18 protein-coding genes are annotated in these 21,164 nt (G+C 66.5%); 14 read left to right on the top strand and 4 right to left on the bottom strand.

The window, feature by feature from the left end; genetic code table 11:
* Positions 1-98 precede the first annotated feature (98 nt).
* The gene (locus FFS10_RS03585) at positions 99-755 is read left to right on the top strand and encodes a YiaD family glycine zipper/OmpA-like lipoprotein (RefSeq protein ID WP_137891537.1); all 657 of its coding nucleotides are present in this window, start codon (positions 99-101) and stop codon (positions 753-755) included.
* Positions 756-821: 66 nt separating this feature from the next.
* On the opposite strand, the gene FFS10_RS03580 is transcribed toward FFS10_RS03585, so the two are convergent.
* Positions 822-1,124, bottom strand: coding sequence for an antibiotic biosynthesis monooxygenase family protein (locus tag FFS10_RS03580; RefSeq protein ID WP_137891534.1), 303 nt, complete (start codon positions 1,122-1,124; stop codon positions 822-824).
* A gap of 129 nt (positions 1,125-1,253) precedes the next feature.
* Here FFS10_RS03580 and maiA point away from each other — a divergent pair, with 129 nt between their 5' ends.
* Together maiA and pgeF are read left to right on the top strand one after the other, a co-directional pair.
* Positions 1,254-1,895: a maleylacetoacetate isomerase gene (gene maiA, locus FFS10_RS03575; RefSeq protein WP_137891532.1), complete on the top strand. Its 642-nt coding sequence runs from the start codon at positions 1,254-1,256 to the stop codon at positions 1,893-1,895.
* Between the two features lie 19 nt (positions 1,896-1,914).
* The gene (pgeF, locus tag FFS10_RS03570; protein ID WP_249931152.1) at positions 1,915-2,721 is read left to right on the top strand and encodes a peptidoglycan editing factor PgeF; all 807 of its coding nucleotides are present in this window, start codon (positions 1,915-1,917) and stop codon (positions 2,719-2,721) included.
* On the opposite strand, the gene FFS10_RS03565 is transcribed toward pgeF, so the two are convergent.
* Positions 2,641-2,940: a hypothetical protein gene (locus FFS10_RS03565; RefSeq protein WP_137891528.1), complete on the bottom strand. Its 300-nt coding sequence runs from the start codon at positions 2,938-2,940 to the stop codon at positions 2,641-2,643. The genes pgeF and FFS10_RS03565 overlap by 81 nt on opposite strands.
* A 110-nt stretch (positions 2,941-3,050) precedes the next feature.
* Here FFS10_RS03565 and phaC point away from each other — a divergent pair, with 110 nt between their 5' ends.
* The 7 genes from phaC to FFS10_RS03530 all read left to right on the top strand — a co-directional run bounded on the left by phaC (position 3,051) and on the right by FFS10_RS03530 (position 12,940).
* On the top strand, positions 3,051-4,766 hold the full coding sequence (gene phaC / locus FFS10_RS03560; protein ID WP_249931150.1) for a class I poly(R)-hydroxyalkanoic acid synthase: 1,716 nt from the start codon (positions 3,051-3,053) through the stop codon (positions 4,764-4,766).
* A gap of 56 nt (positions 4,767-4,822) precedes the next feature.
* Positions 4,823-6,001, top strand: coding sequence for an acetyl-CoA C-acetyltransferase (locus FFS10_RS03555; protein ID WP_137891526.1), 1,179 nt, complete (start codon positions 4,823-4,825; stop codon positions 5,999-6,001).
* An 80-nt stretch (positions 6,002-6,081) separates the two neighbouring features.
* A complete protein-coding gene (gene phbB / locus FFS10_RS03550) occupies positions 6,082-6,819 on the top strand; it encodes an acetoacetyl-CoA reductase (protein ID WP_137891524.1) in 738 nt (245 codons plus the stop codon).
* A 164-nt stretch (positions 6,820-6,983) separates the two neighbouring features.
* On the top strand, positions 6,984-7,982 hold the full coding sequence (gene dusA / locus FFS10_RS03545) for a tRNA dihydrouridine(20/20a) synthase DusA (RefSeq protein WP_502702648.1): 999 nt from the start codon (positions 6,984-6,986) through the stop codon (positions 7,980-7,982).
* A gap of 153 nt (positions 7,983-8,135) precedes the next feature.
* Positions 8,136-10,058, top strand: coding sequence for a PrkA family serine protein kinase (locus tag FFS10_RS03540; protein WP_137891522.1), 1,923 nt, complete (start codon positions 8,136-8,138; stop codon positions 10,056-10,058).
* A gap of 42 nt (positions 10,059-10,100) precedes the next feature.
* Positions 10,101-11,375 carry a YeaH/YhbH family protein gene (locus FFS10_RS03535; RefSeq protein ID WP_137891520.1) on the top strand — a complete coding sequence of 425 codons (1,275 nt, stop codon included), beginning with the start codon at positions 10,101-10,103 and terminating at the stop codon, positions 11,373-11,375.
* Complete coding sequence (locus FFS10_RS03530; RefSeq protein ID WP_137891518.1) at positions 11,372-12,940, top strand: SpoVR family protein; 1,569 nt, start codon at positions 11,372-11,374, stop codon at positions 12,938-12,940. The genes FFS10_RS03535 and FFS10_RS03530 overlap by 4 nt, the downstream gene beginning before the upstream one ends.
* Before the next feature lie 25 nt (positions 12,941-12,965).
* On the opposite strand, the gene FFS10_RS03525 is transcribed toward FFS10_RS03530, so the two are convergent.
* Both FFS10_RS03525 and FFS10_RS03520 read right to left on the bottom strand, forming a co-directional pair.
* Positions 12,966-13,370 (bottom strand): RNA-binding protein, encoded by a 405-nt coding sequence (locus FFS10_RS03525; RefSeq protein WP_137891516.1) that lies wholly within the window; start codon positions 13,368-13,370, stop codon positions 12,966-12,968.
* Between the two features lie 108 nt (positions 13,371-13,478).
* The gene (locus tag FFS10_RS03520) at positions 13,479-14,126 is read right to left on the bottom strand and encodes a GntR family transcriptional regulator (RefSeq protein WP_137891514.1); all 648 of its coding nucleotides are present in this window, start codon (positions 14,124-14,126) and stop codon (positions 13,479-13,481) included.
* A gap of 134 nt (positions 14,127-14,260) precedes the next feature.
* Here FFS10_RS03520 and scpA point away from each other — a divergent pair, with 134 nt between their 5' ends.
* The 4 genes from scpA to FFS10_RS03500 are packed head-to-tail and all read left to right on the top strand — an operon-like array spanning position 14,261 to position 21,154.
* The gene (gene scpA / locus FFS10_RS03515; RefSeq protein ID WP_137891512.1) at positions 14,261-16,417 is read left to right on the top strand and encodes a methylmalonyl-CoA mutase; all 2,157 of its coding nucleotides are present in this window, start codon (positions 14,261-14,263) and stop codon (positions 16,415-16,417) included.
* Complete coding sequence (gene meaB, locus FFS10_RS03510) at positions 16,414-17,502, top strand: methylmalonyl Co-A mutase-associated GTPase MeaB (protein WP_137891510.1); 1,089 nt, start codon at positions 16,414-16,416, stop codon at positions 17,500-17,502. The genes scpA and meaB overlap by 4 nt, the downstream gene beginning before the upstream one ends.
* A gap of 50 nt (positions 17,503-17,552) precedes the next feature.
* Positions 17,553-19,085 carry an acyl-CoA carboxylase subunit beta gene (locus FFS10_RS03505; protein WP_137891508.1) on the top strand — a complete coding sequence of 511 codons (1,533 nt, stop codon included), beginning with the start codon at positions 17,553-17,555 and terminating at the stop codon, positions 19,083-19,085.
* 20 nt (positions 19,086-19,105) lie between these two features.
* Positions 19,106-21,154, top strand: a complete 2,049-nt coding sequence (locus FFS10_RS03500) for an acetyl-CoA carboxylase biotin carboxylase subunit (RefSeq protein WP_137891506.1) — start codon at positions 19,106-19,108, stop codon at positions 21,152-21,154.
* The last annotated feature ends 10 nt before the right edge of the window (positions 21,155-21,164 follow it).

Genomic DNA, 21,164 nt, shown 5'->3' with positions numbered 1-21,164 from the left:
AACTCACAATTTGTTGCGACTGCAGGCCAGGCCATCGGAAGCCTGGCGAATTTCACGCGTAAAGTTGTTCCCCCATCAACAACAAGGCAGGACGCAACATGAGCAAGCTTCTTACCCGGAGTCGTACCGCGGTACTCTCCTTGAGCGCGCTGGCGCTGCTCGTCAGCGGCTGCGCCAACATGACCGAGACCCAGCGTGACACCGCCATCGGTGCCGGCATCGGCGCCCTGGCCGGCGCCGTGATCGGCAAGGACACCAAGGGCGCGGCCATAGGTGCAGGCGTGGGCGCGCTGGGTGGCTATGTCTGGTCCAAGCACATGCAGGAGAAGAAGGCCGCGATGGAAAAGGCCACGGCCGGCACCGGCGTGAGCGTGAGCCAGACCGCCGACAACCAGCTCAAGCTCAACATTCCCAGCGACATCTCGTTCGATACCGGCCGCTCCAACATCAAGCCCAATCTGCAGCCCATCCTCAACCAGTTCGCCCAGGGCCTGAGCAGCCAGCCGAACACCGAGATCCGCATCGTCGGCCACACCGACAGCACCGGCTCGGACGCGATCAACAACCCGCTGTCGGTGGACCGCGCCAACAGCGCGCGCGACTACCTGATGGCGCGCGGCGTCGACGGCCGCCGCATCATGACCGAGGGCCGCGGCTCGCGCGAACCGATGGCCGACAACGGCACCGACGCCGGCCGCGCGCGCAACCGCCGCATCGAGATCTTCCTGGCCGAGCGCGCCGTGGCGCAGCAGTGACCCGCTGACGGTCCATCAAAGCACGAAGGGGGCCGCTGGCCCCCTTCGTCGTTCGATGGCCTGCGTTCAGGCCGTCTTGGTCACGAGCTCGAAGTGCTCCACGGCCGGCGGCGCGGCGAAGAACGGCCCGATGATGGCGCGCCACTCGGTGAACAGCGGCGACTGGCGGAAGCCCACCGTGTGGTCCTCCAGTGTGGCCCAGAAGATCTGCAGCATATAGCGCTCGGGCGACTCGATGCCCCGGTTGACCTTGGCGCCCTGGAAGCCCTGGGCGCGCGAGGCCACCGTGGCCAGTGCATGCTGGATGGCCTGCTCGAAGGCGGCCTGCTGGCCGGGCTGGATGCGGATGTCGGCGATCTCGAGAATCATGGTGGTGGGGCCTGATGTGGTCGTGTTGCGAAGCGGCCGAGTCTACCGTCAGAGCCGAGCGGCATCGCTCGCACCCGGGCCGGACTGACCGGGCCGGAATCGGCCCATACGGGTATATCCTTGCAGGCCATGAAGCTCTACAACTACTTTCGCTCCTCTGCCTCGTTCCGCGTGCGCATCGCGCTGAAGCTCAAGGGCCTGCCTTACGACTACCTGCCTGTGCACCTGGCCAAGGGCGAGCACAAGCAGCAGGCCTACGCCGCGCTGTCGGCCGAGCAGCTGGTGCCGATGCTGGAGACCGACGACGGCCAGCGCCTGTCGCAATCCATGGCCATCATCGAGTACCTCGACGAGACGTACCCTGAGCCGGCGCTGCTGCCCGCGGACGCGCTGGGCCGTGCCCGCGTGCGTGCGCTGGCGCAGGCTATCGCCTGCGAGATCCATCCGCTGAACAACCTGCGCGTGCTCAAGTACCTGGTGCGGGAGATGGGCGTGAGCGACGAGGCCAAGAACACCTGGTACCGCCACTGGGTGCGCACCGGGCTGGAGGCCTTCGAGCGGCAGCTGGCCGGCCTGCCCGCCGCCACCTACTGCTACGGCGAGACGCCCACGCTGGCCGACTGCTGCCTGGTGCCGCAGATCTTCAACGGCCAGCGTTTCGACGTGAACTTCGACGGCCTGCCGCGCACCATGGGCGCGTTCGAGGCCTGCATGAAACTCGATGCGTTTGAGCAGGCCCAGCCTTCGGCCTGCCCCGACAACGAAGCCTGAGGCGCTGGTCTTCGTGGGCTTGCACCCCGACTGGATCGTGCCCGACTGGCCCGTGCCGGCGCGCGTGCACGCCGTTTGCACCACGCGTGCGGGCGGCGTGTCCAGGCCGCCCTACGACAGCCTGAACCTGGGCGACCATGTGCGGGACGAGCCGCAGGCGGTGGACGCCAACCGCCGGATCCTGCGTGAGGCGACCGGGGTTCGGCCGGTGTTCCTGCGCCAGGTCCATGGCAGCGGCGTGGCCATGCTCGATCCGGCCATGCCCGACGGCGTGGAGGCCGACGCCAGCGTCAGCAGCGAGCCCGGCCTGGCCTGCGCCATCCTGGTCGCGGACTGCCTGCCGGTGCTGCTGTCCGACGCGCGCGGCAGCGTCGTCGCCGCCGCCCATGCGGGCTGGCGCGGGCTGGCTGGAACGGGTGGGAGAGGGGTGCTCGAGGCGGTGTTCGAGCGCTTTGCGGCCCAGGTTGAGGCGCTGCATGGGGCGCAGGCCAGGGCCGCTCTGGCTTCGCAGTCGCTGGCCTGGCTCGGTCCCTGCATCGGGCCACGTGCCTTCGAGGTGGGGGCCGAGGTGCGCGAGGTCTTCTGCGCCGGCGATGCGGCCGCAGCGCAGCATTTCCTGCCCAGCGGGGCAGGCAAGTACCTGGCCGACCTCGCGGGGCTGGCGCGCCAGCGCCTGCGCGCCTTGGGCATCACGCGCGTCCATGGCAACGACGGCAGCGCCGCCTGGTGCACGGTCAGCCAGCCCTCACGGTTTTTCTCGTTCCGGCGCGACCAGGCCGCGCTCGGCGGCAGCGGCCGGCTGGCCGCCTGCGTCTGGCTCGCCTGAGCCGGGCGTCACATCGGTCGGGGTGGCCGCCGCTTCCCGCGCCCGCAGCGCCTTGCGTCTGGCCGGCGTTCCCATGATGTACAGCACCAGGGCCAGCGGTCCGACGCCGTAGAGCAGGAAGGTGATGACTGCACCGAGCAGGGTGCCATCGGGGTGGCTGGCTTCGGCCACGCTCATCATCAGGGCGACATAGAGCCAGGCAATGGCGACGAGGTACATGTTGAGTTTGTACCTTGGTTTATGACAAGAAAGTCAAATTCCGGTGACAGAAACCTGACATACTCGCCCTATTATCTAAGCACGATTCAGGATCGCAAGGAGGAGAAGGCGTGAATCAAGCCTCATCGGAATACTGGAGCCGTGCCGCTCAGGAATTGCAACAGAACCTGGCCGGCAACTGGGCACAGGCCCTGCAGTCCTTCCAGCACATGGACCTGGGCGGGGTGGTGCCGGGCAAGCTCAACTTGCCTCAGCTGAGCTTCTCGCCCGATCGGCTGGCCGAGGTGCGCAGGCGCTACCTCGAGGAGGCGGCCGAACTGTGGAACCAGGGTCTCCAATCTCCTCCCAAGGTCAGCGACAAGCGCTTTGCCGCCGAGGCCTGGGCCAGCAACCCCATGGCCGCCTACTCGGCCGCGACCTACCTGCTCAACGCCCGGACCCTGATGGGCCTGGCGGAGGCCGTCGAGACCGACGCCAAGACCAAGAAGCGGATCCGCTTCGCGGTCGAGCAGTGGATGGCCGCCGCCGCGCCCAGCAACTTCCTGGCCCTCAATGCCGACGCGCAGAAGAAAGCCGTGGACAGCCACGGCGAGAGCATCGCCAAGGGGCTGCAGAACCTGCTGCACGACATCCGCCAAGGCCATGTCTCGATGACCGACGAAAGCCTGTTCGAGGTCGGCAAGAACGTGGCCACGACCGAGGGCGCGATCGTGTTCGAGAACGAGCTGTTCCAGCTCATCGAATACAAGCCGCTCACGGACAAGGTCTACGAGCGTCCGCTGCTGCTGGTGCCGCCTTGCATCAACAAGTTCTACATCCTCGACCTGCAGCCGGGCAATTCGCTGATCCGTTACGCCGTGGCGCAGGGGCACCGCACCTTCGTGGTCAGCTGGCGCAACCCGGACCGCTCGCTCGCGACCAAGACCTGGGACGACTACATCGAGGACGCGGCCATCCGGGCCATCCATCTGGTGCAGGAGATCTCGGGCGCGCCGCAGATCAACACGCTGGGCTTCTGCGTGGGCGGAACCATCCTGGGCACGGCGCTCGCCGTGCTGGCCGCGCGCGGCGAGAAGGCGGTGGCCTCGGCGACCTTCCTGACCACCTTCCTGGATTTCTCCGACACCGGCATCCTCGACGTCTTCATCGACGAGGCCTTCGTCAAGTACCGGGAGATGGAGCTGGGCCAGGGCGGCCTGCTCAAGGGCCAGGACCTTGCCTGCACCTTCAGCTTCCTGCGGCCGAACGACCTGGTGTGGAACTACGTGGTCGGCAACTACCTCAAGGGCGAGACCCCGCCGCCGTTCGACCTGCTGTACTGGAACAGCGACGCCACCAACCTGCCTGGACCGTTCTACGCCTGGTACCTGCGCAACACCTACCTCGAGAACAACCTCGTCAAGCCCGGCAAGGTCACGGTGTGCGGCCAGAAGATCGACCTGGGCCAGGTCGACCTGCCGGTCTACCTCTACGGCTCGCGCGAGGACCACATCGTCCCGATAGGTGGCGCCTACGCCTCGACCCAGGTCCTGCCCGGACCCAAGCGCTTCGTCATGGGGGCGTCCGGCCACATCGCCGGCGTGATCAACCCGCCTGCCGCGAACAAGCGCAGCCACTGGATCCGAGAGGATGGCCAGCTCCCGTCGAGCGTCGACGACTGGGTCGCCGGTGCCGAGGAGCTGCCGGGCAGTTGGTGGACCGACTGGTCGGACTGGCTGCGCGGCCAAGCTGGCAAGCAAATTGCTGTACCCAAGACCTATGGCAAGAAGGGCAAGTACCAGGCCATCGAGCCCGCGCCCGGCCGCTACGTCAAGGCCCGGGCCTGAGCCACCGTTTTCTCCCCCTGTTTTCTTCTCTTCTCTAGTACCAGGAGACCTTTCAAATGGAAGACATCGTCATCGTTTCGGCTGCCCGCACCGGAGTGGGCAAGTTCGGCGGATCCCTCGCCAAGACGCCCGCCACGGAGCTGGGCGGCATCGTGATCAAGGAGGCCATCGCGCGGGCCGGCCTACAGGCCGACCAGATCGGCGAGGTCATCATGGGCCAGGTGCTCGCGGCCGGTGCCGGCCAGAACCCGGCGCGCCAGGCCATGATGAAGGCCGGCGTGGCCAAGGAAACCCCGGCGCTGACCATCAACGCCGTGTGCGGCTCGGGCCTGAAGGCCGTGATGCTGGCGGCGCAGGCCGTGGCCTGGGGCGACAGCGAGATCGTGGTGGCCGGCGGCCAGGAAAACATGAGCGCATCGCCCCACGTGCTGCTGAACTCGCGCGACGGCCAGCGCATGGGCGACTGGAAGATGGTCGACTCGATGATCGTCGACGGCCTGTGGGACGTCTACAACCAGTACCACATGGGCATCACCGCCGAGAACGTGGCCAAGCAGTACGGCATCAGCCGCGACATGCAGGACGCCCTGGCCCTGGCCAGCCAGCAGAAGGCCGTCGCCGCGCTGGAGGCCGGCCGCTTCAAGGACGAGATCGTCACCGTCTCGCTGGCCCAGAAGAAGGGCGATCCCATCCTGTTCAACACCGACGAGTTCATCAACAAGAAGACCAGCGCCGAAGCCCTGGCCGGCCTGCGCCCGGCCTTCGACAAGGCCGGCTCGGTGACGGCCGGCAATGCCTCGGGCATCAACGACGGCGCCGCCGCGGTGGTCGTGATGACGGCCAAGAAGGCCGCCGCGCTGGGCCTCAAGCCGCTGGCGCGCATCGTCGCCTTCGGCACCAGCGGCCTGGACCCCGCCACCATGGGCATGGGCCCGGTGCCGGCCTCGCGCAAGGCCCTGCAGCGCGCCGGCTGGAAGGCGTCCGACGTCGACCTGTTCGAGCTCAACGAGGCCTTCGCGGCCCAGGCCTGCGCGGTCAACAAGGAGCTGGACATCGATCCGGCCAAGGTCAACGTGAATGGCGGCGCCATTGCCATCGGGCACCCGATTGGTGCATCTGGCTGCCGCATCCTGGTCACGCTGCTGCATGAAATGCAGCGGCGCGATGCCAAGAAGGGCCTGGCGGCGCTGTGCATCGGCGGCGGCATGGGGGTTTCCCTGGCCGTGGAGCGCTGATTCAGCGCAATAGACTGCTTCTGAGCCCGGATGGTCGGGTTCTTGAGCTATCGTGTTTGTAGCAAGACGAGGAGAGCGATATGAGCCAGAAAGTAGCGTACGTGACCGGCGGCATGGGGGGCATTGGCACCGCGATCTGCCAGCGCCTGCACAAGGACGGCTTCAAGGTGATCGCGGGCTGCGGCCCGACGCGCGACCACGCCAAGTGGCTGGACGAGCAGAAGGCCCTGGGCTTCACTTTCTACGTCAGCGTGGGCAACGTGGCCGACTGGAATTCCACGGTCGACGCCTTCGCCAAGGCCAAGGCCGAGCATGGCAGCATCGACGTGCTGGTGAACAACGCCGGCATCACCAAGGATCGCATGTTCCTCAAGATGAGCCGCGAAGACTGGGATGCGGTGATCGACACCAACCTGAACTCCATGTTCAACGTCACCAAGCAGGTGGTCGGCGACATGGTCGAAAAGGGCTGGGGCCGCATCGTCAACATCTCGTCGGTCAACGGCGAGAAGGGCCAGGCGGGTCAGACCAACTACTCGGCCGCCAAGGCCGGCATGCACGGTTTCACCATGGCCCTGGCGCAGGAACTGGCGAACAAGGGTGTGACCGTGAACACCGTGAGCCCGGGCTACATCGGCACCGACATGGTCAAGGCCATTCGCGAGGACGTGCTCGACAAGATCGTCGCCACCATCCCGGTCAAGCGCCTGGGCGAGCCGGGTGAGATCGCCTCCATCATCGCCTGGCTGGCATCGGAGGACGGCGGCTACTCCACGGGCGCCGACTTCTCGGTCAACGGCGGCCTGCACATGGGCTGAGCGGCGCCGGACCGGCCGCATCAAAACCCGCTTCGGCGGGTTTTTTTCGTTCCGGGGCGGGGAAAAGCGGGACTGGCGCCGGGCATGTCGCCTGGGCGCATTCGCCCCGGGGGCATGACGGCGACCGGCCGCGGCGCGCCGGCGGGCCTGGGATAATCGGGGCGATGCATTCCCAGATGTCCGTGCCCGCCAGCCGCTGGAGACTTTCCGTCGCCCCGATGATGGATTGGACCGACAGGCACTGCCGCCACCTGCACCGCCTGCTCAGCCGCCACACCTTGCTCTACACCGAGATGGTGACCACGGGCGCCCTGATCCATGGCGACGTGGACCGCCACCTGCGCTACGCCCACGAGGAGCACCCCGTGGCCCTGCAGCTCGGCGGCAGCGAGCCGGCAGACTTGGCGCATTGCGCCCGGCTGGGCGAAGCCTGGGGCTACGACGAGATCAACCTCAACTGCGGCTGCCCCAGCGAGCGCGTGCAGCGCGGCGCCTTCGGCGCCTGCCTGATGGCCGAGCCGCAACTCGTGGCCGATGGGGTCAAGGCCATGCTGGACGTGGTCGACCTGCCGGTCACCGTGAAGCATCGCATCGGCATCGACAAGGCCGAGAGCTACGGTTTCGTGCGCGACTTCGTCGGCCAGGTCAGCGAGGCCGGCTGCCGGGTCTTCATCGTGCACGCGCGCAACGCTTGGCTGCAGGGGCTCTCGCCCAAGGAGAACCGCGAAATTCCGCCGCTGCGCTACGAGCTGGCCTACCGGCTCAAGCAGGACTTCCCCGGCCTGGTGGTCTGCGTGAACGGCGGCATCACGCGTGACGATCAGATCGACCAGCACCTGGGCCAGGTCGATGGCGTGATGGTCGGGCGCGAGGCCTACCACAACCCCTGGCTGCTGGCCGGCTGGGACCGGCGCTTTCACGGCGCCGCCGCCTCGGACCTCTCGCGCGAGGCCGTGGAGGAGCAGATGGTTGCCTACATGGAGCGCGAGGCGGTCCAGCACGGCACGCCCTGGCAGGCCATCGCTCGCCACATGCTGGGCCTGCGCAGCGGCCTGCCGGGCGCGCGCCGCTGGCGCCAGGTCTGGAGCGACCACCGCCTCAAGGCCCTGGCGCCGCGCGAGGTCATGGCGCTGGCGCACGAGGGCTTGCGCCTAGCGGCCTGAGGGCCGTCGCCACCGGAACTTTCCCTAGGGCCGGCGCTCTTATCCGGCAGACTCGATGTAGACATGCGAGTCTGGTATGCGGTAAGCTGAGTCCAGACACCACTCTGTGTTGTGCGATCCTCTCCTCAGATCGCTGCGTACAAAGGAGGTTTTATGGATGTCGTCAGCAATTTCCTCACGCGTTACGAGCAGACGCGCGAAGAAGAACTCTCCATCGAGGAATACCTCGAAGCCTGTCGGCGCGATCCGCTGATCTACGCAACGGCGGCCGAGCGCATGCTGGCCGCGATCGGCGAGCCCAAGCTGCTCGACACCCGGCACGACCAGCGCCTGTCGCGCATCTTCGGCAACAAGGTCATCAAGATCTATCCGGCCTTCCAGGACTTCTACGGCCTGGAGGACCCGATCGAGCAGGTCGTCTCCTATTTCCGCCATGCGGCCCAGGGCCTGGAGGAGAAGAAGCAGATCCTCTACCTGCTGGGGCCGGTGGGCGGCGGCAAGTCCTCGATCGCCGAGCGGCTCAAGCAGCTGATGGAGCATGTGCCGTTCTACGCGCTCAAGGGCTCGCCGGTCAACGAGTCGCCGCTGGGCCTGTTCAATAACGCCGAAGACGCGCCGGTGCTGGAATCGCAGTACGGCATCGCGCAGCGCTACCTGCAGCGCGTGCTCTCGCCCTGGGCCGTCAAGCGCCTGGACGAATTCGGCGGCGACATCCGCAAGTTCCGTGTCGTCAAACGCTACCCGTCCATCCTCAAGCAGTGTGCGATCGCCAAGACCGAGCCGGGCGACGAGAACAACCAGGACATCTCCTCGCTGGTCGGCAAGATCGACATCCGCAAGCTCGAGACCTTCGCCCAGGACGACCCGGACGCCTACAGCTACTCGGGCGGCCTGTGTCTGGCCAACCAGGGCCTGCTCGAATTCGTCGAGATGTTCAAGGCGCCGATCAAGGTGCTGCACCCGCTGCTGACCGCCACCCAGGAGAGCAACTTCAAGGGCACGGAAGGCTTCGGCGCGATTCCCTTCGACGGCATCGTGATGGCGCACTCCAACGAGAGCGAGTGGAAGGCGTTCAAGAACAACAAGAACAACGAGGCCTTCCTCGACCGCATCTACATCGTCAAGGTGCCGTACTGCCTGCGCGTGTCCGAGGAGGTCAGGATCTACGAGAAGCTGATCCGCAATTCCTCGCTGTCGCAGGCCATCTGCGCCCCGGGCACGCTCAAGATGATGGCCCAGTTCGCCGTGCTCACGCGCCTGAAGGAGCCCGAGAACTCGAGCATCTTCAGCAAGCTGCTGGTCTATGACGGCGAGACCCTCAAGGACACCGATCCCAAGGCCAAGAGCTACCAGGAATACCGCGACTACGCCGGCGTCGACGAGGGCATGAGCGGCGTCTCGACGCGCTTTGCGTTCAAGATACTGTCCAAGGTGTTCAACTTCGACTCGACCGAGATCGCGGCCAACCCCGTGCACCTGATGTACGTGCTCGAGCAGCAGATCGAGCGCGAGCAGTTCCCGCCCGAGATCGAGCAGAAGTACCTGGCCTTCATCAAGGAACAGCTCGCGGTGCGCTATGCCGAGTTCATCGGCAAGGAGATACAGACCGCCTACCTCGAGTCCTACTCGGAGTACGGGCAGAACATCTTCGACCGCTACGTGACCTACGCCGACTTCTGGATCCAGGACCAGGAATACCGCGACACGGATACCGGCGAGATCTTCGACCGCTCGGCGCTGAACGCGGAGCTGGAGAAGATCGAGAAGCCCGCCGGCATCAGCAACCCCAAGGACTTCCGCAACGAGATCGTCAACTTCGTGCTGCGCGCGCGCGCCAACAACGCGGGCAAGAACCCGGTCTGGACCAGCTACGAGAAGCTGCGCACCGTGATCGAGAAGAAGATGTTCTCCAACACCGAGGACCTGCTGCCGGTGATCAGCTTCAACGCCAAGGCCAGCGCCGACGAGCAGCAAAAGCACGAGGACTTCGTCAACCGCATGGTCGCCAAGGGCTACACCAAGCGCCAGGTGCGTCTGCTGTGCGACTGGTACCTGCGGGTGCGCAAGAGTTCCTGAGGCCGCGGCGGAACGATCACCATGGCCGCAGCGGAGACCCGGATGCTCCAGCAAGTCATCGACCGGCGCCTGTCGGGCAAGAACAAATCGATAGGCAACCGGGAGCGATTCCTGCGGCGCTTCCGCGAGCAGATCCGCGACGCGATCCGACGCGCGGTGTCGGGGCGCAGCATCCATGACATCGAGCAGGGCGAGGACATCACCCTGCCGCGGCGCGACGTGTCCGAGCCGGTGTTCGGCCATGGCGCCGGCGGCTCGCGCGAGGGCGTGCATCCCGGCAACCGTGAGTACGTGCAGGGCGACCGCATCGAGCGGCCCTCGGGGGGCGGCGGTGGCGGCAGCGGGTCCGGCCAGGCCAGCCCGGACGGCAGCGGCGAGGACGACTTCGTGTTCCGCATCACGCGCGAAGAGTTCATGCAGTATTTCTTCGACGACCTGGCCTTGCCGCACCTGGTGCGCACCCAGCTGCTGCCCGACGCGCCCGAATGGCGCTCGCAGCGCGCCGGCTTCATTTCCGAGGGCACGCCCACCAGCCTGCACGTGGTCCGATCCATGCGCATGGCCCTGGGCCGGCGCATCGCCATGGGCAGCGACGCGCGGCGCCGCCTGCGGGAGCTGGAGCTGCTCCTGGCCGAGCTCATGCGCCAGGTGCCGGAGCCCAAGCACGAAATCCTGGAGGTCAAGGTCCAGATCGAGGCCCTGCGGCGGCGGGTACACCAGATCCCGTTCCTGGACCCCTTCGACCTGCGCTACCGCAATCGCGTCCGCGTGCCCCTGCCGACGGCCAAGGCGGTGATGTTCTGCCTGATGGATGTCTCGGGCTCCATGGACGAGTCGCGCAAGGACCTGGCCAAGCGCTTCTTCATCCTGCTCTACCTGTTCCTCACGCGGCACTACGATCGCACCGACGTGGTCTTCATCCGCCACCACACGCAGGCCGCCGAAGTCTCGGAGGACGAGTTCTTCCACTCGACCGAAACCGGCGGCACCGTGGTGTCCAGCGCGCTGATCCTGATGCACCAGATCATCCAGGCCCGCTACCCGAGCAGCGAATGGAACATCTACGGCGCCCAGGCGTCGGACGGCGACAACTGGCAGCAGGACTCGTCGACCTGCCGCGAATGGCTGATCGACAAGCTGCTGCCGAGCGCGCGCTATTTCGCCTACGTGCAGGTGGGCGAAGAGAACCAGAACCTCTGGGAAGAGTACTGCCGGGTCGCCGAGACCAACCCCAACTTCGCCATGCAGAAGATCACCGATGCGTCGGAGATCTATCCGGTTTTTCGGGAGCTGTTCAAGAAAGGCGTCAATGCATGAGCGAAGAACATGCCCCCACAGAGGGCGGCGGGCCCGCGGCCCTGACCGGCGTGGGGCGACGCCGCGCGCCCCTGCCCAGTCCTTCCGACTGGTCCTTCGAGCTGATCGAGACCTACCACGGCGAGATCGCGCGCACGGCGCAGCGCTTCGGCCTGGACACCTACCCGGTGCAGCTCGAGGTGATCACGGCCGAGCAGATGATAGACGCCTACGCCTCGGTCGGCATGCCGGTCAGCTACCGCCACTGGTCGTTCGGCAAGCAGTTCATCACGACCGAGAAGAGCTACCGGCGCGGCCAGATGGGTCTGGCCTACGAGATCGTGATCAACTCCAACCCCTGCATCGCCTACCTGATGGAAGAGAACACCATGCCCATGCAGGCGCTGGTGATGGCCCATGCCTGCTATGGCCACAACTCCTTCTTCAAGGGCAATTACCTGTTCCGCATGTGGACCGATGCCTCGTCGATCATCGACTACCTGGTCTACGCGCGCTCCTACATCGCCGAGTGCGAGGAGCGCCACGGCATCGACGCCGTCGAGCAACTGCTCGACTCCTGCCATGCGCTGATGAGCCATGGCGTGGACCGCTACCAGCGCTCGCAGAAGCTGTCGCTGGCCGAGGAGGAGGCGCGGCGCAAGGACCGCGAGGCCTATTTGCAGCAGCAGGTCAACGACCTCTGGCGCACCCTGCCCAAGCGGGCCGACAAGGAGACGGAAAGGATCAACCGGCGCTTTCCTGCCGAACCGCAGGAAAACCTGCTGTACTTCATCGAGAAGAACGCGCCGCTGCTCGATCCCTGGCAGCGCGAGGTGGTGCGCATCGTGCGCAAGGTGGCGCAGTACTTCTATCCGCAGCGCCAGACCCAGGTCATGAACGAGGGCTGGGCCACGTTCTGGCATTACACGCTGCTCAACGACATGTACGACGAAGGCCTGCTGACTGACGGCTTCATGATCGAGTGCCTGCGCTCGCACACCAACGTGATCTACCAGCCGCCCGTCACCCACCCGGCCTACAGCGGCATCAATCCCTACGCGCTGGGCTTCTCCATGTTCAGCGACCTGCGGCGCATCTGCGAGCATCCCACCGAGGAGGACAGGCGCTGGTTCCCGGACATCGCCGGCTCCGACTGGCACGAGACACTGGACAATGCGATGCGGCATTTCCGCGACGAGAGTTTCATCGGCCAGTACCTGTCGCCGCACCTGATCCGCGAGTTCCGCCTGTTCTCCCTGCTCGACGACGCCAGCCAGAGCGAACTCGTGGTGTCGGCCATCCACGACGAGTCGGGCTACCGCCATGTGCGTGAGGCGCTGTCACGCCAGCACGACCTCAGCTACCGCGAGCCCAATATTCAGGTCTGGAACGTGAACCTGCGCGGCGACCGTTCGCTGACCCTGCGCCACACGCGCCACAACGACCGTCCGCTCAATGCCGAGGCCGAGGAGGTGCTCAAGCATGTCGCGCGCCTGTGGGGCTTCAAGGTGCGGCTGGAGAGCGTGGACAGCCATGGCAAGGTGCTGCAGCACTGGGAAGTCGCGCCTCCCCAGATCGTCAACTGAGCCGGGGCGGCCCGCCCCTCGGTCCTCAGCTCATATCCTCGATCACCAGATGGCGGTATCTCTCCGCGTAGGAGAACGGGCTCTTGTGCACCACGTCCATGACGTGCTGAGTCTCTTTTTCGGACCGCACGTGGATCATGACCGCACAGTGCCCCTGGCGTGCCAGTTCCTCGTAGCGCAGCACCGTGGCGTTCTCGGTGCCGACCGAGGGGAAGATGTTGGCGTCATCGCGCACCGTGTGGCGGATCTCGCCCAGAATCGCCTCGGGCGTCACCAGCATGGGCTCGTCGCCGTTGAAGCCGCTGGCCTGCAGATCGCGGTCGAGTTTCTCTGCGGCTTCGATGCTGGGCAGCATCACGAAAAGGTAGCCCGTGGGATAGAACACGCCGCGTAGGGTCAGCATGCTCGAGGTCAACTCAAACGGCTTCATGACAACTCCTTTCGCTTGCGCTGCAGGACAGGGCGCATGGCGGCTTTGAATATACGCCTTGCGCCTCGTGCTGCCAACCGCTGGTGGGCAGCGTGCCGGGACCTCGCTTCAGACTGCGGCTTCGAGCCCGTGGCTGAAGTGCCGCTGGACGCAGCGCACGGCGGCCTGGGTGTCGCGTGCCGCCAGCGCCGTCATCAGGTCCCGGTGCTCCTGCAGCGACTCCTCGATGCGGCCGGCCTTGAGCAGAGAGTGTTGGCGGTTGAGCTTCATGACCTTGCGCAGGTCGGCCACCATCTGGCTGCGCCAGCGGTTGTCGGCCATTTCCAGCACGCGCAGGTGGAAGCGCTCGTTGAGCGCGAAGAAGCGATCGCGGTTTTCCTGGACGGGCAGGGCGGCGGCCTCGAGCTCATCGTGCAGGGCCTGCAGTTCGCGCAACTGCGCCTCCGTCGCGCGTTCGGCGACCACGCCGGCCGCGTCGCTCTCGAGCAGGCTGAGCAGGTGGTAGACGTCGGCCAGGTCTTTTTCAGAGACTTCGGTCACGTAGGCGCCGCGGCGCACCTTCATGGTCACCAGGCCCTCGGCCGCCAGCACCTTGAGCGCCTCGCGCAGCGGCGTGCGGCTGATGCCGTATTCCTCGGCGAGCTTGAGTTCGTCGATCCAGGCGCCGGGCTCGAGCTCGCGCCGGTAGATGCGCTGGCGCAGCAATTCGGCGACTTCCTCGTAGAGGGCGCGGGGGGAGAGGGAGAGGGCGGCCATGGTGTTCAGGTCTCTGGGCCTCGATTGTATGGCAGAAAAAATTCTGCATCAATAATTATGAATGATGTAAACTTCGGTTCGCACCAGGCGCCGCGCGGCAGTGCGGCCATTTCTTCTTCCAACGCCATTCCGCCATGAGCCAGAAAACCCCCGAATTCGCCGCCGCCAGCCTCGAGGCCTGGCACAAGGCCGCCGCCAAGTCCGCGCCCGGCGGCGACGTGAACGCCCTGAACTGGACCACGCCCGACGGCATCAGCGTCAAGCCGCTCTATACGGCGGAGGACACGCGGGACCTGCCCTACGCCGACACCCTGCCGGGCTTCGAGCCTTTCCTGCGCGGCCCGCAGGCCACCATGTACGCCGTGCGGCCCTGGACCATCCGTCAGTACGCCGGTTTTTCCACGGCCGAGGAGTCGAACGCCTTCTACCGCAAGGCGCTGGCGGCGGGCGGCCAGGGCGTTTCGGTGGCTTTCGACCTGGCCACGCACCGTGGCTACGACAGCGACCACCCGCGCGTGACCGGCGACGTGGGCAAGGCCGGCGTGGCCATCGACTCGGTCGAGGACATGAAGATCCTGTTCAACGAGATCCCGCTCGACAAAGTCTCGGTGTCCATGACCATGAACGGCGCCGTGCTGCCCGTGCTGGCCGGATACGTGGTGGCGGCGCAAGAGCAGGGCGTCTCGCAGGACAAGCTGAGCGGCACCATACAGAACGACATCCTCAAGGAGTTCATGGTCCGCAACACCTACATCTACCCGCCCGAGCCGTCGATGCGCATCATCGGCGACATCATCGCCTACACGAGCCAGAACATGCCCAAGTTCAACTCGATCTCGATCTCGGGCTACCACATGCAGGAGGCGGGGGCCAACCAGGCGCTGGAACTGGCCTTCACCCTGGCCGATGGCAAGGAGTACGTGAAGACGGCTTGTCGCCAGGGGCTGGACGTGGACGACTTCGCCGGCCGCCTGTCGTTCTTCTGGGCGATCGGCATGAACTTCTACCTCGAGGTTGCCAAGATGCGCGCCGCCCGCCTGCTGTGGTGCCGCATCATGAAGGGCTTCGGCGCCAAGAATCCCAAGAGCCTGATGCTGCGCACGCATTGCCAGACCTCGGGCTGGTCGCTGACCGAGCAGGACCCCTACAACAACGTGGTGCGCACCACCATAGAGGCCATGGCCGCGGTGTTCGGAGGCACCCAGTCGCTGCACACCAATGCGCTCGACGAGGCGATCGCGCTGCCCACCGAGTTCAGCGCCCGCATCGCGCGCAACACCCAGCTCATCATCCAGGAAGAAACCCACATCACCAACGTGATCGACCCTTGGGCCGGCAGCTACATGATGGAGCGGCTGACCCAGGACATGGCCGACAAGGCCTGGGCCATCATCGAGGAGGTCGAGGCCATGGGCGGCATGACGCGCGCCGTGGACAGCGGCTGGGCCAAGCTCAAGATCGAGGCCGCTGCCGCCGAGAAGCAGGCGCGCATAGACTCGGGCAGGGACGTGATTGTCGGCGTCAACAAGTACAAGCTGGCCAAGGAGGACCCGGTCGAGATCCTCGAGGTGGACAACGTCAAGGTGCGCGATGGTCAGATCGCGCGCCTGAAGGCGATCCGGGCCAGTCGCGACAGCGCGGCGGTACAGGCGGCGCTGGACGCACTCACGGCCGCGGCCGACTCGGGCCAGGGCAACCTGCTGGACCTGGCCATCAAGGCCATCCGCCTGCGCGCCACCGTCGGCGAGGTGTCGGATGCGCTGGAGAAGGTGTTCGGGCGCCACCGCGCCGATACGCAAAAGGTGACCGGTGTGTATGCAGCTGCCTACGACTCGGCCGAGGGCTGGGAAAACCTGAAGAAGGAAATCGGCGCGTTCGCGGAGCAGCAGGGCCGCCGCCCGCGCGTGATGATCGCCAAGCTGGGCCAGGACGGGCACGACCGCGGCGCCAAGGTGGTGGCCACGGCCTACGCCGACCTGGGCTTCGACGTGGACATGGGCCCGCTGTTCCAGACCCCCGAGGAATGCGCGCGCCAGGCGATCGAGAACGACGTGCACGCCGTGGGCGTGTCCACGCTGGCGGCCGGCCACAAGACCCTGGTGCCGGCCATCATCGCCGAGCTCAGGAAGCAGGGCGCGGATGACATCATCGTCTTCGTGGGCGGCGTGATCCCGCGCCAGGACTACGACTTCCTCTATGAGTCCGGCGTCAAGGGCATCTACGGCCCCGGCACGCCGATCCCGGCCAGCGCCAAGGACGTGCTGGAGCAGATCAGGGCAGCGCTCAAGTGAGCGCCGCTGTCTTGGTGGAAGGGGTCCTGCACGGCACGCCGCCCGTACAGCGCCGCGCCGTCGCCAAGGCCATCACGCTGCTGGAGTCCACGCGGGCGGACCACCGTGCCCAGGCCGACGGGCTGCTCACGGCCGTGCTGCCGCACGCGGGGCGCTCGTTCCGCCTGGGCATCAGCGGCGTGCCGGGTGTCGGCAAGTCCACCTTTATCGAGGCGCTGGGCCTGTACCTGATCGCCCTGGGCCACCGCGTGGCCGTGCTCGCCGTCGATCCCTCGTCCACGGTCTCGGGCGGCTCCATCCTCGGCGACAAGACGCGCATGGAGCAACTGTCCATGCACGAGAAGGCCTATATCCGCCCCAGCCCGTCCAGCGGAACGCTCGGTGGCGTGGCCGAGAAGACGCGCGAGGCCATGCTGGTCTGCGAGGCGGCGGGCTACGACATCGTGATCGTCGAAACCGTGGGCGTGGGCCAGAGCGAGATCGCCGTGGCCGGCATGACCGACATCTTCGTGCTGCTCCAGCTGCCCAATGCCGGCGACGACCTGCAGGCGATCAAGAAGGGCGTGATGGAGCTGGCCGACCTGGTGGTCATCAACAAGGCCGACATCGACCCCGACGCCGCCACCCGCGCGCAGGCCCAGATCACCTCGGCCCTGCGCCTGCTGGGCTTGCACGGCCACCCCGAGCGTTCGCCGGGCCGCCCCAAGGACGCGAGCGCCCCCTCGGGGGGCAGCGAACACGGTGAGCGTGGGGGCGCAGGCCATGCAGGCCATGCGGCCGGGCTCTGGCACCCCCAGGTGCTGCAGCTCAGCGCGCTGCGCGGCCAGGGCGTGGACCGCTTCTGGGCCGCTGTGTCCGAGTTCAGGTCGCTGCAGACCGCCAACGGCCGCATGGCCGCGCGCCGCCAGCAGCAGGCGCTGGCCTGGATGTGGGAGCGCATCGACGCCGGCCTCAAGCAGGCGTTCCGCGAGAACCCCGAGGTGCGCGAGCAGCTGCCCGCGCTGCAGCAGCGCGTGGTCGAGGGCCGCATCGCAGCCTCGACCGCGGCACGGAACCTGCTATCGGCCCATGCCGGCCATGCCTGAGCGCCCATCCCGAACACACCGAATCCAAACCATTCAACAGAGGACAAGCCATGCACGACATCCTGGAACAACTGGAGAAAAAGCGCGCCGCTGCGCGCCTGGGCGGCGGCGAGAAGCGCATCGCCGCGCAACACGCCAAGGGCAAGCTGACGGCGCGCGAACGCCTCGAAGTGCTGCTAGACGAGGGCACCTTCGAGGAGTGGGACATGTTCGTCGAGCACCGCTGCGCCGATTTCGGCATGCAGGACAACAAGATCCCGGGTGACGGCGTGGTCACGGGCTACGGCATGATCAACGGCCGCCTGGTGTTCGTGTTCAGCCAGGACTTCACCGTGTTTGGCGGCGCCCTGAGCGAGGCGCACGCCGAGAAGATCTGCAAGATCATGGACCAGGCCATGAAAGTCGGCGCGCCGGTGATCGGCCTGAACGATTCGGGCGGCGCGCGCATCCAGGAGGGCGTGGCCTCGCTGGGCGGCTATGCCGAGGTGTTCCAGCGCAACGTGATGGCCTCGGGCGTGATCCCGCAGATCAGCATGATCATGGGGCCGTCCGCCGGCGGCGCGGTCTACAGCCCGGCCATGACCGATTTCATCTTCATGGTCAAGGACTCCTCCTACATGTTCGTGACCGGACCCGAGGTCGTGAAGACCGTCACGCACGAGGAGGTGACGGCCGAGGAACTGGGCGGCGCCGTCACCCACACCACCAAGAGCGGCGTCGCGGACCTGGCGTTCGAGAACGACGTGGAGGCGCTCCTGATGCTGCGGCGCCTGTACAACTACCTGCCGCTGTCCAACCGCGAGAAGGCGCCGGTGCGCCCGAGCGGCGACCCGATAGACCGCATGGACCAGAGCCTGGACACCCTGGTGCCGGACAACCCGAACAGGCCCTACGACATGAAGGAGCTGATCCTCAAGACGGTGGACGACGGCGACTTCTTCGAGCTGCAGCCCGAGTACGCCAAGAACATCCTGATCGGTTTCGCGCGCATGGACGGCCAGACCGTGGGCATCGTGGCGAATCAGCCGCTGGTGCTGGCCGGCTGCCTGGACATCAAGAGCTCGATCAAGGCCGCGCGCTTCGTGCGCTTCTGCGACGCCTTCAACATTCCGGTGATCACCTTCGTCGACGTGCCTGGCTTCATGCCCGGCACCTCGCAGGAGTACAGCGGCATCATCAAGCATGGCGCCAAGCTGCTCTACGCCTACGCCGAGGCCACCGTGCCCAAGATCACCGTGATCACGCGCAAGGCCTACGGCGGTGCCTACGACGTGATGGCCTCCAAGCACCTGCGCGGCGACGTCAACTTCGCCTGGCCCAACGCCGAGATCGCGGTGATGGGCGCCAAGGGCGCGGTGGAGATCATCTTCCGCGAGGACAAGGGAGATCCGGCCAAGCTGGCCGCCAAGGAGGCCGAGTACAAGGCGCGCTTTGCCAACCCCTTCGTGGCCGGCGCGCGCGGCTTCATCGACGACGTGATCCTGCCGCACGAGACCCGCAAGCGCGTCTGCCGCTCGCTGGTCATGCTCAAGGACAAGAAACTGGACAACCCGTGGCGCAAGCACGGCAACATTCCCCTGTAAGCGCACGAGGAGAAGAAGACATGTTCAAGAAGATTCTGATTGCCAACCGTGGCGAAATAGCATGCAGGGTGATCGCCACCGCCCGCAAGATGGGCATCGCCACCGTGGCGGTCTATTCCGAAGCCGACCGCGAAGCGCGCCACGTGCTGCTGGCCGACGAGGCCGTGCTGCTGGGCCCGGCGCCCAGCCGCGAGTCCTACCTGGTGGCCGACAAGATCATCGCCGCGGCCAAGCAGACCGGCGCCGAGGCCATTCACCCCGGCTACGGCTTCCTGTCCGAGAACGAGGACTTCGCCCGGCGCGTCGAGGAAGAGGGCCTGGTCTTCGTCGGTCCCAAGCATTATTCGATCGCCGCCATGGGCGACAAGATCGCCTCCAAGAAGCTGGCCAAGGAAGCCAGGGTCAACACCATCCCGGGCTGGAACGACGCCATCGAGTCGGCTGAAGCCGCCGTGCAGATCGCCAAGGACATCGGCTACCCGGTCATGATCAAGGCCAGCGCCGGCGGCGGCGGCAAGGGCCTGCGCGTGGCCTTCAACGACAAGGAGGCCTTCGAGGGCTTCACCAGCTGCCGCAACGAGGCACGCAACAGCTTCGGCGACGACCGTGTGTTCATCGAGAAGTTCGTCGAGGAGCCGCGCCACATCGAGATCCAGGTGCTGGGCGACGCCCATGGCAACGTGATCTACCTGAACGAGCGCGAGTGCTCGATCCAGCGCCGCCACCAGAAGGTGATCGAGGAGGCGCCTTCGCCCTTCATCAGCGATGCGACCCGCAAGGCCATGGGCGAGCAGGCCGTGGCCCTGGCCAAGGCCGTGAGGTACCAGAGCGCCGGCACGGTGGAGTTCGTGGTCGGCAAGGACCAGAGCTTCTACTTCCTGGAGATGAACACCCGGCTGCAGGTGGAGCACCCGGTGACCGAATGCATCACCGGCCTGGACCTGGTGGAGCTGATGATCCGCGTCGCCGCCGGCGAGAAACTGCCGCTCGCTCAAGGCCAGGTGAAGCGTGAGGGCTGGGCCATCGAGTGCCGCATCAACGCCGAGGACCCGTTCCGCAACTTCCTGCCCTCCACCGGCCGCCTGGTGCGCTTCACGCCGCCGGCCCAGAGCATGTGGCAGGCCGACACCGCGGAGCTGTTCGGCGTGCGCGTGGACACCGGCGTGCAGGACGGCGGCGAGATCCCCATGTACTACGACTCGATGATCGCCAAGCTCATCGTGCACGGCAAGGACCGCAACGACGCTATTCGCCTGATGCGCGAGGCGCTCAACGGCTTCGTGATCCGCGGCATCAGCAGCAACATCCCGTTCCAGGCCGCGCTGCTGGCGCACCCCAAGTTCGTTGCCGGCGACTTCAACACCGGCTTCATTGCCGAGCACTACGGCAAGGGCTTCTCCTCGGAAGACGTGCCGCACGAGGACCCGGACTTCCTGGTCGCGCTGGCGGCCTTCGTGCGCCGCAAGTCGCGCGAGCGCGCGGCCGGCATCAGCGGCCAGCTGCCGGGCTATGCGGTGAACGCCGGCCAGGACTATGTGGTCATCACCCTGGCTGCCGACGGCCGGCATGTGCACATGCCGGTGCATGTGGACGAGTTCGTCGGCGCGGTGGGCCAGGCCCGTGTGCGGGTCGGCGGGCGCAGCTACGAAATCCGCAGCGATTCGCGGCTCAACGACATCTGCATCGCCGGCACGGTGAACGGCCAGCCCTTCATCGTCCAGGTCGAGCGCGGCACGCTCAAGAATCCGCTGGCGCTGCGCCTGCAGCACAACGGCACGCTCATCGAAGCGCTGGTGATCTCGCCGCGCATGGCCGAACTGCATCGCCTGATGCCGTTCAAGGCGCCGCCCGACATGAGCCGCTTCGTGCTCTCGCCCATGCCGGGCCTGCTGGTCGACGTGGCGGTGCAGCCGGGCCAGAAGGTGCAAGCCGGCGAGCGCGTCGCGGTGATCGAGGCGATGAAGATGGAGAACGTGCTGTTCGCCGCGGCCGACGGCGTGGTCGGCAAGGTGCTGGCCGCCAAGGGCGAGAGCCTGGCGGTGGACCAGCCCATCGTCGAGTTCGTGTGAGGAGGCGGCT

This window comes from Ramlibacter sp. 2FC, assembly GCF_005503345.1.
Taxonomy (GTDB): domain Bacteria; phylum Pseudomonadota; class Gammaproteobacteria; order Burkholderiales; family Burkholderiaceae_C; genus SCMQ01.
The sequence above is the reverse complement of the archived record's forward strand: the minus strand, read 5'-3'. Positions and strand labels throughout refer to the sequence as shown.

Bases quoted from the DNA above. Each gene is read 5' to 3' on its own strand.
- maiA (WP_137891532.1), top strand. From the start codon at position 1,254: ATGAAGCTCTACAACTACTTTCGCTCCTCTGCCTCGTTCCGCGTGCGC.
- FFS10_RS03530 (WP_137891518.1), top strand. From the start codon at position 11,372: ATGAGCGAAGAACATGCCCCCACAGAGGGCGGCGGGCCCGCGGCCCTG.
- scpA (WP_137891512.1), top strand. From the start codon at position 14,261: ATGAGCCAGAAAACCCCCGAATTCGCCGCCGCCAGCCTCGAGGCCTGG.
- FFS10_RS03535 (WP_137891520.1), top strand. From the start codon at position 10,101: ATGCTCCAGCAAGTCATCGACCGGCGCCTGTCGGGCAAGAACAAATCG.
- FFS10_RS03555 (WP_137891526.1), top strand. From the start codon at position 4,823: ATGGAAGACATCGTCATCGTTTCGGCTGCCCGCACCGGAGTGGGCAAG.
- FFS10_RS03525 (WP_137891516.1), bottom strand. From the start codon at position 13,370: ATGAAGCCGTTTGAGTTGACCTCGAGCATGCTGACCCTACGCGGCGTG.
- FFS10_RS03520 (WP_137891514.1), bottom strand. From the start codon at position 14,126: ATGGCCGCCCTCTCCCTCTCCCCCCGCGCCCTCTACGAGGAAGTCGCC.
- FFS10_RS03500 (WP_137891506.1), top strand. From the start codon at position 19,106: ATGTTCAAGAAGATTCTGATTGCCAACCGTGGCGAAATAGCATGCAGG.
- FFS10_RS03505 (WP_137891508.1), top strand. From the start codon at position 17,553: ATGCACGACATCCTGGAACAACTGGAGAAAAAGCGCGCCGCTGCGCGC.
- FFS10_RS03580 (WP_137891534.1), bottom strand. From the start codon at position 1,124: ATGATTCTCGAGATCGCCGACATCCGCATCCAGCCCGGCCAGCAGGCC.
- FFS10_RS03585 (WP_137891537.1), top strand. From the start codon at position 99: ATGAGCAAGCTTCTTACCCGGAGTCGTACCGCGGTACTCTCCTTGAGC.
- FFS10_RS03540 (WP_137891522.1), top strand. From the start codon at position 8,136: ATGGATGTCGTCAGCAATTTCCTCACGCGTTACGAGCAGACGCGCGAA.
- dusA (WP_502702648.1), top strand. From the start codon at position 6,984: ATGCATTCCCAGATGTCCGTGCCCGCCAGCCGCTGGAGACTTTCCGTC.
- FFS10_RS03565 (WP_137891528.1), bottom strand. From the start codon at position 2,940: ATGTACCTCGTCGCCATTGCCTGGCTCTATGTCGCCCTGATGATGAGC.
- phbB (WP_137891524.1), top strand. From the start codon at position 6,082: ATGAGCCAGAAAGTAGCGTACGTGACCGGCGGCATGGGGGGCATTGGC.